The organism is Arthrobacter sp. JB02-1C (assembly GCF_057748045.1).
This window is the reverse complement of record NZ_CM173235.1, coordinates 378,009-390,719: the sequence shown is the minus strand read 5'-3', so window position 1 is coordinate 390,719 and position 12,711 is coordinate 378,009. Positions and strand designations below refer to the sequence as shown.

Sequence of the window (12,711 nt, the reverse complement as noted above, 5' to 3'; positions counted from 1 at the left end):
GCACGAAAGAGGTTGCACACCGTGGTCCAGACCTTGCAGAACTTCATCAACGGGGAGTTCGTCACTCCCGCCGGTACGGCCATGCTGGACATCGTGAACCCGACGAACGGCGAAGTGGTGGCCAAGTCGCCGATCTCCCTGCAGGCCGACGTCGATGCCGCCATGGCTGCCGCCAAGGACGCCTTCGCCACGTGGAAGCACGTCACGCCCGGCCAGCGCCAGCTGATGCTGCTCAAGCTCGCGGACGCCGTCGAGGCCAACAGCGACGAACTCGTCGAGGCCCAGCATCGGAACACCGGCCAGGTCCGGTCCCTGATCGCGTCCGAGGAAGTCGCCGCGGGAGCGGACCAGCTGCGCTTCTTCGCCGGTGCCGCCCGCCTCCTGGAGGGCAAGTCCGCCGGGGAATACTTCGAGGGACACACCTCCTATGTGCGCCGCGAACCGATCGGGGTGGTGGCGCAGGTGGCGCCGTGGAACTACCCGTTCCTGATGGCAATCTGGAAGATCGGTCCGGCCCTCGCCGCCGGCAACACCGTGGTGCTGAAGCCTTCCGACACCACACCGGAATCCACCCTGGTCCTGGCCCGGCTCGCCGGCGACATCCTGCCCGCCGGCGTGCTCAACGTCGTGCTCGGAACGGGGGAGACGGGCGCCCTGATGGTCGAGCACAAGGTTCCCGGCCTGGTCTCCATCACCGGCTCCGTCCGGGCCGGCATCGCCGTCGCGTCCGGCGCGGCCAAGGGCCTCAAACGCGCACACCTCGAACTCGGCGGCAAAGCCCCGGCCATCGTCTTCAAGGACGCCGACATCAAGAAGAGCGCCGCGGCCATCGCGGAGTTCGCCTTCTTCAACGCCGGCCAGGACTGCACTGCGATCACCCGGGTGCTGGTCCAGGACGCCGCCTACGATGACCTGCTGGCCGCGATGGTCGAACACACCAAGACGCTGCGCACCGGCTCGCAAAACGACGAAGACAACTACTTCGGGCCGCTGAACAACGTCAACCACTTCAACGCGGTCACCGCGGTGCTGGAGCACCTGCCCGAGCACTGCAGGGTCGAAACCGGCGGCCACCGCGCGGGGGAGAAGGGTTTCTTCTTCGAACCCACCATCGTCTCCGGCGCAAAGCAGAGCGACGACATCGTGCAAAAGGAAACGTTCGGCCCGGTCATCACGGTGCAGAAATTCAGCACCGAAGCGGAGGCCATCGAGCTGGCCAACGACGTCGACTACGCGCTCGCCTCCAGCGTCTGGACCACCGACCACGGCACCGCCATGCGGGTCAGCCGCGACCTCGATTTTGGCGCCGTCTGGATCAACACGCACATCCTGCTCACAGCGGAGATGCCGCACGGCGGCTTCAAGCAGTCCGGCTACGGCAAGGATCTCTCGATGTACGGCGTCGAGGACTACACCCGGATCAAGCATGTGATGAGCGCACTCGACGCTTAACGCAGGCTCTGTCTCCCCTCCACACTTAGAAAGGCCCTTCCATGACCACCACAGCACACGACATCATCTTCCGGCTGGAGCAGAAGCGCCGCGTCCAGGCCGACTTCCCGGGCCCCAAGTCCATCGCCCTGACCGAGCGCCGCAAGGCCGTCGTAGCCGCCGGCGTTGCCTCCAGCGTCCCGGTCTACGTCGCCGACGCCGACGGCGGCATCATCCAGGACGTCGATGGCAACTCCTTCATCGACCTCGGCGCCGGTATCGCCGTCACCAGCGTCGGCGCCTCCGACCCCGCCGTCGTCGGTGCTGTGAAGGAAGCCGTGGAGCACTTCACCCACACCTGCTTCATGGTCACGCCCTACGAAGGCTATGTGGCCGTCGCCGAGCAGCTGAACCGCCTCACCCCGGGCGACCACCAGAAGCGCACCGTGTTGTTCAACTCCGGCGCCGAAGCCGTCGAAAACGCCGTCAAGGTGGCGCGCCTGGCCACCGGCCGGGACGCCGTCGTCGCCTTCGACCACGCCTACCACGGCCGCACCAACCTCACCATGGCCCTGACCGCCAAAGCCATGCCGTACAAAACTGGCCCTGCCGGTGGCTTTGGCCCCTTCGCGCCCGAGGTTTACCGCATGCCGATGAGCTACCCGTTCCGCGAGGAAAACCCGGCGATCACCGGTGCCGAGGCCGCCCAGCGCGCCATCACCATGATCGAGAAGCAGATCGGCGGCGACCAGGTTGCCGCCATCATCATCGAACCCATCCAGGGCGAAGGCGGCTTCATCGTCCCTGCCGAGGGCTTCCTGCCGGCCCTGGCCGCCTGGGCGAAGGACAAGGGCATCGTCTTCATCGCCGACGAGGTCCAGTCCGGCTTCTGCCGCACCGGCGAATGGTTCGCGGTGAACCACGAAGGCGTCATCCCGGACATCATCACGATGGCCAAGGGCATCGCGGGCGGCCTGCCGCTCTCCGCCATCACCGGCCGCGCCGACCTGCTCGACGCCGTGCACCCGGGCGGCCTCGGCGGCACCTACGGCGGCAACCCGGTGGCGTGTGCGGCCGCGCTGGCCGCGATCGGCTCGATGGAGCAGTACGACCTCAACGCCCGTGCCCGGCGCATCGAGGAGCTTGCCCTCGGCAAACTCCGGGAGCTGGCGGCAGCGCTCGGCAACGGATCCGTGCTGGGCGACATCCGTGGCCGCGGCGCCATGCTGGCGATCGAACTCGTCCAGGCCGGCTCCAAGGAACCGAACCCGGAGCTGACCAAGGCCGTCGCCGCCGCGTGCCTGCAGGAAGGGGTCATCATCCTTACCTGCGGCACGTTCGGCAACGTGATCCGGCTGCTGCCGCCGCTGGTGATCAGCGACGACCTGCTCCTTGACGGCCTTGAGGTGCTGGCCGCGGCGATCCGCGCCCACGCGTAGCGACACCCCTGTCCGGCGCCCGGCCGAGGCGCCGGACAGGGCGCCGGACACGGACCACCCGACGACCGGCGCAATTCCGGACCCGGCTGGGCTAGAGTCGTGCTACCACTGCAGGAACGCAGCCCGGCCGACGTCGCCCGGAATCCCGGGAGGCACGCTGGATTCTGCCCAGACCCACGAGGGGTTCATCGATGCGATACGTAGTTGGCTATACCCCGAACGACCGCGGCGCGGACGCCGTCGCCCTGGCCTCGGCCCTGGCCCGCGCGCAGGGCGCCCACCTGGACCTGGTCCATGTGGTGGACCGGCACACCCCCTACGTCGCACTCAATCCGCAGGGCAACCGGGTGAGCGTCGCGGAGCAGTCCGTGCTGACAGCCGAGCGGCAGGGCCTGGCCCTGGTGCCCGAAGGCCTGGTTGCCAGGTTCCACGTGCGCCAGGCGGACTCTTTTGCCGCTGGCCTGATTGACGCGGCCCTGGAGTACCGCGCGGGCCTGATCGTCGTGGGCGCCGCGAGCAACGGCCTGTTCAAGCGCTACAGCGTGGGCAGCGTGGCCAACGCGCTGCTGCATGCGTCCCCGGTCCCGGTGGCCCTGGCCCCCCGGGGCTACAGGCGGACCGAACCGGTCCGCGGCCTGACGCTCGCCGTCGGCCAGCGCACCGGGGCGGAAGCCGCGATCGACGTCGCAATCGGTGCCGCCGGACGCCGCGGCGTGCCGCTGCGGCTGGTGTCACTGGTGGAACTCGACGCCGCGGGCGACGGCGGAGAAAATGTCAATGCGGCGCATGTCCACGCGAACACGGTCCTCAAGGCCGCAGCCGAGCGGCTGCCCGAAGGGCACCCGGTCACGGTGGAGGTGGCGCACGGCCGGAACATCGAGGAGGCCATCGACGACCTCGCCTGGGATGACGCCGAAATACTCATCGTCGGTTCATCGCGGCTGGCGGAGAAGAACAAGCTCTTCATCGGGAGTACTGCCAACAAGGTGCTCCGCGCGCTGCCGGTCCCCATGGTGGTGGTGCCCCGGGACTACGTCCGGATCGACAGCTATCCCGAGGACTGAGCGGGTGCCGCTGCCCCCCGGCAACGCCCGGCCGTGCGACGATGGGTGCATGATCCAGGAAGCAGCGGCCGGGCCGGAGCACTCGGCCTTCGAGGCCGCCTACGAAGCTGCCCGGCGGAGCCTCCGCGAAGGCGGCATTCCGATCGGCGCAGCCCTGGCCCGCGACGGTGCGGTCATCGCCAGCGGACACAACGAACGGGTCCAGAACGGCGATCCGGTCGCGCATGGCGAAATGTCCGCCCTCCGGGCAGCGGGCCGGCAAAAGAGCTACCGGGACAGTACGCTCTACACCACACTCGCGCCGTGCGCGATGTGCGCCGGAACCATCATCCAGTTCAAGATCCCCCGCGTGGTGGTCGGCGAGGCGCGGACCTTCGACGGCGAACTCGACCTTCTCCGCTCACGCGGGGTAGAGGTGGTGATCCTCGACGACCAGCGCTGCGTCGAGATGATGCGTACCTTTATCGAGGATCAGCCCGCCCTGTGGGCTGAAGACATCGCAGCGGACCCCGCCGGGTAGGACAGCCGCCGGGTCGGAACGCCGCCGGGCCGGAACGCCGCCGGGATTAGGCGGAGGCGGAGAGGCGGGCCAGCTTGCGGCCAACGGAACTCTTCCTGGCCGCCCGAAGCATGTCCAGGGTCAGGACCAGGAGCGCCAGCCAGACCACACCAAAACCGATCCAGCGTTCCGTGGTCATGGCCTCCCGGAACACGGTCAGGGCCACGATGAACTGAAGGACCGGGGCGAAGTACTGCAGCAGCCCGATGGTCGTCATCGGCAGCCGCCGCGCCGAGGCGCCGAAAAACAGCAGCGGGACAGCAGTGATGACACCTGAGGCGAGGAGGAGCCAGAAGTGCCCGGCTCCGTTGGACCCCAGCGTCGCCGCCCCGCTCACGCCCAAGGCAATCATCGTGGCCCCGGCGAACGGCGTGAGCACCACGGTCTCCACGGTCAGGCTCGTCAGCGCATCCACGCGCGGACCGACGCGCTTTTTGAAGAAGCCGTAAAGTCCGAAGCTGCACGCCAGGGTCAGGGCGATCCACGGCAGCTTGCCGTAGGAAAAGGTCAGGACGCCGACGGCGACGAATCCGATGCCGACGGCGGCCCACTGCAGCGGGCGCAGCTTCTCCTTCAGGACGAAGACGCCCAGCAGGACCGACACCAGCGGGTTGATGAAATAGCCCAGCGAGGCCTCGACCGCCTGCCCCGTCGTGACCCCGTACGTGTAGGTCAGCCAGTTGACCGCAATCAGGCCGGCGGCCATGCTCAGCGGGACAATGATGCTGCGGTTCCGGAAAGCTGCGCCGAGCACCCGCCAGGAGCGCGTCACGGTGATCAGCAGGACGCAAAACAGCAGCGACCACACCACGCGGTTGGCCACTATTTCCACCGCACCGGTCGGCGCCAACACGTAGAAGTACAGTGGCAGCAGACCCCACAGGCTGTAGGCGCCGATGCCAAAGAGGACACCCGCCGTCGTATCCTTGTCCACCGCTTTGAGCCCGGGCGCGGCGGAAGCCGGCGGCGGTCCTTCCACCCCGGACCTGCCCGGAGGCGTCAACGCTGCGGGGGCATGGTATCCGTCGGGAGTAGGCACGTAGCCAATAACACCACGCCCCATGGCCCTATTCCACCCGGCACCGCCGCGCCGAGCGGGCCGGATCCGGTGTTGATCCGTGCAGTGGCGGGTGCCGCACGTTTTCCGCGTCTCCGGCCGGGACATTTAGAATGGGGCACTGTGCGCCGCATGTGCCGGCGCACCCGCCAAGACTCAGAAGGGCTCCCGTGTCCAGCTCGGCCGAAACCCCGTCCCAACGTCCCCTCCGTGTCGCGATCGTCGGCGCCGGACCGGCCGGTGTCTACGCCGCCGACATCCTGACCAAATCCAATCAGGTCAAGGACGGCGACTTCGACGTCAGCATCGACCTGTTCGAGGCCTACCCGGCGCCCTACGGCCTGATCCGCTATGGGGTGGCACCGGACCACCCGCGGATCAAGGGGATCGTCAACGCGCTGCACAAGGTCCTGGACCGTGGCGACATCCGCTTCCTCGGCAACGTCACCTACGGCCGGGACATAACCCTGCACGATATCCGGTCCTTTTACGATGCCGTCATCTTCGCCACGGGCGCCATCAAGGACGCGGACCTCAACATCCCGGGGATTGAGCTTGCGGGCTCCTTCGGCGGCGCGGACTTTGTTTCCTGGTACGACGGGCACCCCGATGTGCCCCGTGACTGGCCGCTGGATGCCAAGGAAATCGCGGTGATCGGCAATGGCAACGTGGCCCTGGACGTGGCCCGGATGCTGTCCAAGCACGCGGATGACCTCCTGGTCACCGAGATCCCGGACAATGTCTACCGCGCCCTGAAGGCCTCTCCGGTCACCGATGTCCACGTCTTTGGCCGCCGCGGGCCGGCGCAGGTCAAGTTCACCCCGCTGGAGCTGCGCGAGCTCAGCCACGCCCGGGACGTGGACATCGTGCTCTATCCGGAGGATTTCGAGTTCGACGAGGCCTCCGACGAAGCCATCCGCACGAACAACCAGATCAAGACGATGGTGAACACGCTGGGCAACTGGCTCGTCGAGGAGCAAACCGAGGCGGACACGCCGTCGTCCCGCCGGCTGCACCTGCACTTCCTGCACAACCCGGTGGAGATATACGCGGACAACAGCGGCGACGGTCAGTCCGGCAAGGTGGCGGGCATCAAGTTCGAGCGCATGCAGCTGGACGGCTCCGGCAACGTCAACGGCACCGGCGAGTTCCTCGACTACCCGGTCCAGGCCGTCTACCGGGCGATCGGCTACCATGGCTCGCCGCTGGACGAGCTTGAGTACGACGCCCGCCGCGGTGTCATCCCTAACGAGGGCGGCCGCATCCTCGACGCCGATGGCAACCCGGTGCCGGGCCTGTACGCGACGGGCTGGATCAAGCGCGGCCCCGTCGGCCTGATCGGCCACACCAAGGGGGACGCCCTGGAGACCATCGGCTTCCTGCTGGAGGACCGGCTGACCCTTCCGCCGGCCCGGAACCCGGATCCCCAGGCCGTCATCGAACTGCTCGAAGAACGCGGCGTGGAATACACCACCTGGGAGGGCTGGAACAAGCTGGATGCGCACGAGGCTGCCCTCGGCGCGGCCTGGTCCGGCAGCGGCAACGCGGACGGTGTGGTGCGGGAGCGCATCAAGGTGGTCCCGCGGGACGAAATGATCCGGATCTCCCGCGGCTGACCCGGCCGCTGGTCGCTGCGGTTTCGCCCTAGCGGCGGGCGGAAAGGCCCCGTAGACTCGGCGGACGTGACGGTGCCCGGCATACGGTCGTGGGCCGGCGATGGGGCCCGACAGGCGGGAGATTCAATGCGGAATCCGGTCGAGCAGTGCCTACCCGGCACCCCGCAGCAGGGACCCGGCCCGGAACTGCGCGAGCAAGCCGCCCGGGCCGGGCATGAGCAGCTGGATGCCCGTGCCGGCGGCCGCGGCTTTGACATGGAACGGCTGCCAGGGCTGCGCAGCCTGATCCGGGAATCGTGGCAGCGCTCTGTGGAGCTGCACGCCAATCCGGACAACCCGGAAGCGCCGCTCGCCCTGGCCCGCGACGAGCTTGAGGACTACCGGCGGCAGCATCCGCTGGCCGCGATCATGCCGGTGATCCACCAGCTGCTGGTCCTGCCCAGCCACGACAGCGGGATGCTGGTGGCCGTCGGGGACGAGGTGGGGCGGCTGCTCTGGGTCGAAGGGGACCCCGCCCTGCAGCGCCGCGCCGAGGGGATGATGTTCGTCCCGGGCGCCGACTGGTCCGAAGCCACCGTGGGCACCAGCGCCCCCGGGACGGCGCTGGCGCTGGGACGCGGCATCCAGATCGCCGGCGCCGAGCACTACAAGCGCTCCGTGCACCCGTGGAGCTGTACAGCCGTGCCGTTTCACGATCCGGATTCCGGAGCCCTGCTCGGCGTTGTCGACATCACCGGCACCGAATCCGCCGTCGCGCCGCACACCCTGTCCCTCGTCGAGGCGACCGTCGCCGCCGCGCAGGCCCACCTCAGGGTGGAGCGGCTCCAGCTCGCCGCCGCCCGGCGGGGCGCACCGGGCCGACGCCGGGCCGCCGGTGCCGTGGCCGGCCATTCCGGTGGGGCTCGGCCGGCCGCACCGAGCCGCCCCGGGACCGGAAGCCTGTACCGGAACAGCCTGCAGGTGCTGGGACGCGACCAGGCGCTGCTCAGTATCGACGGCCGGACGGTCGCACTGTCCGCCCGGCACAGCGAGATCCTGGCGCTGCTCAGCAGCCACCCGGCCGGGCTCTCCGCGGAGGAACTTAGCGCCCTGCTCTACCCACGGGACGGGTCCGCCATGACGCTGCGCGCCGAGATGGTGCGGCTGCGCAAGGTCCTGCAACAACTCAGCCCCGATGCTGTTCCGGGATCCCGCCCCTACCGGCTCCCGATGGACCTGGTAGCGGACTCCGGCCAGGTCCTCCGCTGCCTGCAGCGCGGCGCCCACCGGATCGCACTGGAAATCTACCGCGGCTCCGTCCTGCCCCGCTCCGAGGCGCCGGGCATCATTGCGCTGCGCCGCCGTGTCTCGTCCCTGCTGCGGGAGGCGGTGCTCGCCGACGGCAGCGCCGACTCGCTGCTGAAGTACGCCGGGCTGCCCGAAGCGCAGTACGACGTCGGCGTCCGCACCGCCGCGCTCAAGCTGCTGCCGCCGCGCTCACCCAGGCGTGCCGCCGTCGTCGCGGACCTCGAACGGCTCGAAGCGGAGCTTCGGGCCTGACCCGCGCCAGAGGCCAGGCTCCGGAGTGATCCGGTTCACATGGCTGCAACCTTCCTGCAACCTCCACGCTCCTAGGCTGGTGCCAGCGGCGGCCACAGGACACCTGTGCAGCGCCCGCCACCCATCTTGCCCAGCAAAGGAGCTCGCAATGACCGTCTACGCACAGCCCGGTACCGATGGTTCGAAGGTCACTTTCAAGGACCGCTACGAAAACTGGATCGGCGGCGAATGGGTCGCCCCGGTCAAGGGCCAGTACTTCGAAAACATCACGCCGGTGACCGGCAAGGCCTTTTGTGAAGTGGCCCGCGGCACCGCGGAGGACATCGAACTCGCGCTCGACGCCGCCCATAAGGTTGCACCGTCGTGGGGCAAGACCTCCGTGGCCGAGCGTGCCGCCATCCTGAACAAGATCGCCGACCGGATGGACGAGAACACCGAACTGCTGGCCGTCGCCGAGACCTGGGACAACGGAAAACCGATCCGTGAAACGCTCAACGCCGATATCCCGCTCGCCGCGGACCACTTCCGCTACTTCGCCTCCGCGGTCCGTGCCCAGGAAGGCCGGCTGTCCCAGCTCGATGACGACACCACCGCCTACCACTTCCACGAGCCGCTCGGCGTCGTCGGGCAGATCATCCCGTGGAACTTCCCGATCCTGATGGCGGTCTGGAAACTTGCCCCCGCGCTCGCCGCCGGCAACGCCGTCGTGCTCAAGCCCGCCGAGCAGACGCCGTCCTCGATCCTGGTGCTGATGGAACTCATCAGCGACCTGCTGCCGGCGGGCGTGATCAACGTCGTCAACGGCTTCGGCGTCGAGGCCGGTAAGCCGCTCGCCTCCAGCCCGCGGATCCGCAAGATCGCGTTCACCGGCGAGACCACCACCGGACGGCTGATCAGCCAGTACGCGTCGCAGAACCTGATCCCGGTCACCCTGGAGCTGGGCGGCAAGAGCCCCAATATCTTCTTCAACGACGTCGCCGACACCAACGATGCGTTCTACGACAAGGCCCTTGAAGGATTCACGCTCTTCGCCTTCAACCAGGGCGAAGTCTGCACCTGCCCGTCACGCGCCCTGGTGCAGGACGGCATCTACGACTCCTTCATGGCAGACGCGCTGGCCCGCACCCAGAAGATCATCCAGGGCAACCCGCTGGACACCGACACCCAGCTGGGCGCGCAGGCCTCGAACGACCAGCTGGAGAAAATCCTCTCCTACATCGACATTGGAAAGCAGGAGGGGGCCAAGGCCCTCACCGGCGGCGCCCGCGCCGAACTGTCAGGGGACCTGGCCGACGGATATTACGTCCAGCCCACCATTTTCGAGGGGCACAACAAGATGCGGATCTTCCAGGAGGAGATTTTCGGCCCGGTGGTCTCCGTGACCCGGTTCAGCGACTACAGCGACGCCATGGGCATCGCGAACGACACCCTCTACGGACTCGGCGCCGGTGTCTGGTCCCGGAACGGCAACGTCGCGTACCGCGCCGGCCGCGAGATCCAGGCCGGCCGGGTGTGGGTCAACAACTACCACGCATATCCGGCGGGAGCCGCGTTCGGCGGTTACAAGTCCTCCGGCATCGGACGCGAAAACCACGCCATGATGCTGGACCACTACCAGCAGACCAAGAACCTGCTGGTCAGCTATAACGAGAACAAGCTCGGCTTCTTCTAGGCCACCGGGCGGGACGGACCTGCCTGGTCCGTCCCGCCGTTGCCCTCTCACCGCACCTCCCGAGGAGATCCCCTTGCCCAACCCCCGGCTTGATGCCGCCGTCACGCTGTCCGGCGAAGATTTTTCCCGCGTGGCCCTCACCCCCGCGGCCGTGGACCTGCTGCGCACGCTCTGGCTCCGGCACGGGCCCCTCATGTTTCACCAGTCCGGCGGCTGCTGCGATGGGTCCTCGCCGATGTGCTACCCGGCGGGGGAGTTCCTCACCGGTGACTCGGACGTGCTGCTGGGCCGGTTCGACATTTCGGACGGAAGCGACCCACAGCCGCTGGAGTTCTGGATGTCCAAGGAGCAGTTCAACTACTGGAGCCACACGCACCTGACCGTCGACGTCGTGCCGGGCCGGGGAAGCGGCTTCTCTGTGGAGGCACCAGAAGGCAAACGCTTCCTGATCCGCTCGACGCTGATGGACTGGCCGGTCTGAAGCGGCCCCCGGGCTACCGCGGAACGGCTCAGGCGGAAGCGCTTCCGTCTCACGATGTGGGATTAAAACGGCCGTCCAGTGGATGGACACTACTATTAACTGGTCCGTTTCCACCCCGCTATCGAGATCTTGGACTCTTCCTATGAACCTATTCCGGACGAAACCCATCGAGCAGTCGATTGCCGACGCCGATGAACCCGGACGCAAGCTGAAACGCTCGCTCAGCACATGGGACCTGATGATCATGGGCGTCGCCGTCGCTGTCGGCGCCGGGATCTTCTCGGTCGGCGCCAAAGCGGCCGCCAACTTTGCCGGCCCCGCCGTCACTGTCTCCTTTGCGATTGCCGCCGTCACCTGCGCGCTGGCCATCATGTGTTACGCCGAATTCGCCACCGCGATCCCGGTGGCAGGATCCGCCTACGTCTTCACCTACGCCACGATGGGCGAGGTCCTCGCCTGGATCATCGGCTGGAACCTTATCCTCGAACTCTTCACCGCCGCTGCGGTGATCGCCAAGTACTGGGGGATCTACCTCAGCAAGGTCTTCGCGCTGACGGGCCTGGACGTCCCCCCGGCGCTCGCCATCGGCGGCGTCGATCTCTATTGGGGCGCCTTCCTGATCGTGGCGATTTTCACCGTCCTGCTGGTGCTGGGGACCAAGCTGTCCGCCCGCGTCGGCAACGTCTTCACCATCATCAAGATCGCCGTCGTTCTCTTCGTGATTGTGGTCGGCTTCACCTACGTGAAGTTCGAGAACTACACCCCGTTCGTCCCCGCAGCGCAACCCACCGGTGGCACCGGGGCCACCGACGTGCTCAAGCAGTCGTTCTTCGGCTTCCTCACCGGTGCGGCGCCGGCGCAGTACGGCACGCTGGGCATCTTCGCCGGTGCGGCCCTGGTGTTCTTCGCGTTCATTGGCTTCGACGTCGTCGCCACCTCCGCGGAGGAGGTCAAGAACCCGCAGAAGACGCTGCCGCGCGGCATCTTCGGCGGCCTGGCGATCGTCACCGTGCTCTACATTCTGGTATCGCTGGCGCTCACCGGCATGGTGTCCTACACCCAGCTGGCCGAAGCGAAGAACCCGACCCTGACCACGGCCTTCGAAGCCGTGGGGAACAACGACGCCGCCAAAGTCATCGCCTTCGGCTCACTCGTGGGCCTGACCACGGTGATCATGGTGCTGCTGATGGGGCTCTCCCGGGTCGTCCTGGCGATGAGCCGCGACGGGCTGCTGCCGCGCTCGCTCTCCAAGACCTCCGCGAGCCGGGCCACCCCCGCACGGCTGCAGATTATCTGCGGCTCCGCCGTCGCGCTGGTCGCCGGGCTGACCAACGTTGACCTGCTCGAAGAGATGATCAACATCGGCACGCTGTCGGCGTTCGTGATGGTCAGCCTGGGCATCCTGGTGCTGCGCCGGAAGCGCCCGGACCTGAAGCCTGCGTTCCGCGTCCCCTTCGGCAAGGTGCTGCCGGTCGTCTCGGCGGTGCTATGCCTGTACCTGATGACCAACCTGGCCGTGGAGACCTGGGTCTTCTTCGCCCTCTGGCTGGTTATCGGCATCGCCATCTACTTCTCCTACGGCCGGAGCCACTCGCGGCTGAACGAGAAGTTCGCCGAGGCCCGGGAGTCCGTCAACGGTGCGCCCGCGGCGCCGGCGGAACACCAGGATGCGGAGCAGCTGGCCCGCCGTTAAACAGCACAAAGCCGCACCCCAGCGCGGGGCCGCCCGCGGACTGTCCGGACACCCGGATGGGCCGCAGGCGGCCCCGCGCTGCTATTTCGGGGCTCCTTGCGCCGCCGCCCCGTCTGGAAGCCGTGACAATGCCCCCGATGTGTCCGGGCTCACAGTACTC

10 protein-coding genes are annotated in these 12,711 nt (G+C 67.8%); 9 read left to right on the top strand and 1 reads right to left on the bottom strand.

Annotation, left to right across the window (positions count from 1 at the left end; translation table 11 throughout):
• Positions 1 to 21 precede the first annotated feature (21 nt).
• The 4 genes from AC3ANP_RS01865 to AC3ANP_RS01850 all read left to right on the top strand — a co-directional run bounded on the left by AC3ANP_RS01865 (position 22) and on the right by AC3ANP_RS01850 (position 4,454).
• A complete protein-coding gene (locus AC3ANP_RS01865; RefSeq protein ID WP_488331667.1) occupies positions 22 to 1,452 on the top strand; it encodes an aminobutyraldehyde dehydrogenase in 1,431 nt (476 codons plus the stop codon).
• A gap of 41 nt (positions 1,453 to 1,493) precedes the next feature.
• The gene (gene gabT, locus AC3ANP_RS01860; RefSeq protein ID WP_488331666.1) at positions 1,494 to 2,870 is read left to right on the top strand and encodes a 4-aminobutyrate--2-oxoglutarate transaminase; all 1,377 of its coding nucleotides are present in this window, start codon (positions 1,494 to 1,496) and stop codon (positions 2,868 to 2,870) included.
• A gap of 191 nt (positions 2,871 to 3,061) precedes the next feature.
• Entirely contained in the window at positions 3,062 to 3,934 is an 873-nt protein-coding gene (locus tag AC3ANP_RS01855; RefSeq protein ID WP_488331665.1) for a universal stress protein, read from the top strand.
• A 49-nt stretch (positions 3,935 to 3,983) separates the two neighbouring features.
• The gene (locus AC3ANP_RS01850; protein WP_488331664.1) at positions 3,984 to 4,454 is read left to right on the top strand and encodes a nucleoside deaminase; all 471 of its coding nucleotides are present in this window, start codon (positions 3,984 to 3,986) and stop codon (positions 4,452 to 4,454) included.
• A gap of 46 nt (positions 4,455 to 4,500) precedes the next feature.
• On the opposite strand, the gene rarD is transcribed toward AC3ANP_RS01850, so the two are convergent.
• Complete coding sequence (rarD, locus tag AC3ANP_RS01845; RefSeq protein ID WP_488331663.1) at positions 4,501 to 5,556, bottom strand: EamA family transporter RarD; 1,056 nt, start codon at positions 5,554 to 5,556, stop codon at positions 4,501 to 4,503.
• A 164-nt stretch (positions 5,557 to 5,720) separates the two neighbouring features.
• Here rarD and AC3ANP_RS01840 point away from each other — a divergent pair, with 164 nt between their 5' ends.
• The 5 genes from AC3ANP_RS01840 (at position 5,721) to AC3ANP_RS01820 (ending at position 12,551) form a co-directional block, all read left to right on the top strand.
• Positions 5,721 to 7,166, top strand: a complete 1,446-nt coding sequence (locus tag AC3ANP_RS01840; protein WP_488331662.1) for an FAD-dependent oxidoreductase — start codon at positions 5,721 to 5,723, stop codon at positions 7,164 to 7,166.
• Between the two features lie 126 nt (positions 7,167 to 7,292).
• Positions 7,293 to 8,705 carry a GAF domain-containing protein gene (locus AC3ANP_RS01835; RefSeq protein WP_488331661.1) on the top strand — a complete coding sequence of 471 codons (1,413 nt, stop codon included), beginning with the start codon at positions 7,293 to 7,295 and terminating at the stop codon, positions 8,703 to 8,705.
• Between the two features lie 148 nt (positions 8,706 to 8,853).
• Positions 8,854 to 10,377 (top strand): acetaldehyde dehydrogenase ExaC, encoded by a 1,524-nt coding sequence (gene exaC / locus AC3ANP_RS01830; RefSeq protein ID WP_488331660.1) that lies wholly within the window; start codon positions 8,854 to 8,856, stop codon positions 10,375 to 10,377.
• A gap of 73 nt (positions 10,378 to 10,450) precedes the next feature.
• Complete coding sequence (locus tag AC3ANP_RS01825) at positions 10,451 to 10,858, top strand: DUF779 domain-containing protein (protein ID WP_488331659.1); 408 nt, start codon at positions 10,451 to 10,453, stop codon at positions 10,856 to 10,858.
• 142 nt (positions 10,859 to 11,000) lie between these two features.
• Positions 11,001 to 12,551, top strand: a complete 1,551-nt coding sequence (locus AC3ANP_RS01820) for an amino acid permease (RefSeq protein WP_488331658.1) — start codon at positions 11,001 to 11,003, stop codon at positions 12,549 to 12,551.
• Positions 12,552 to 12,711 lie beyond the last annotated feature (160 nt).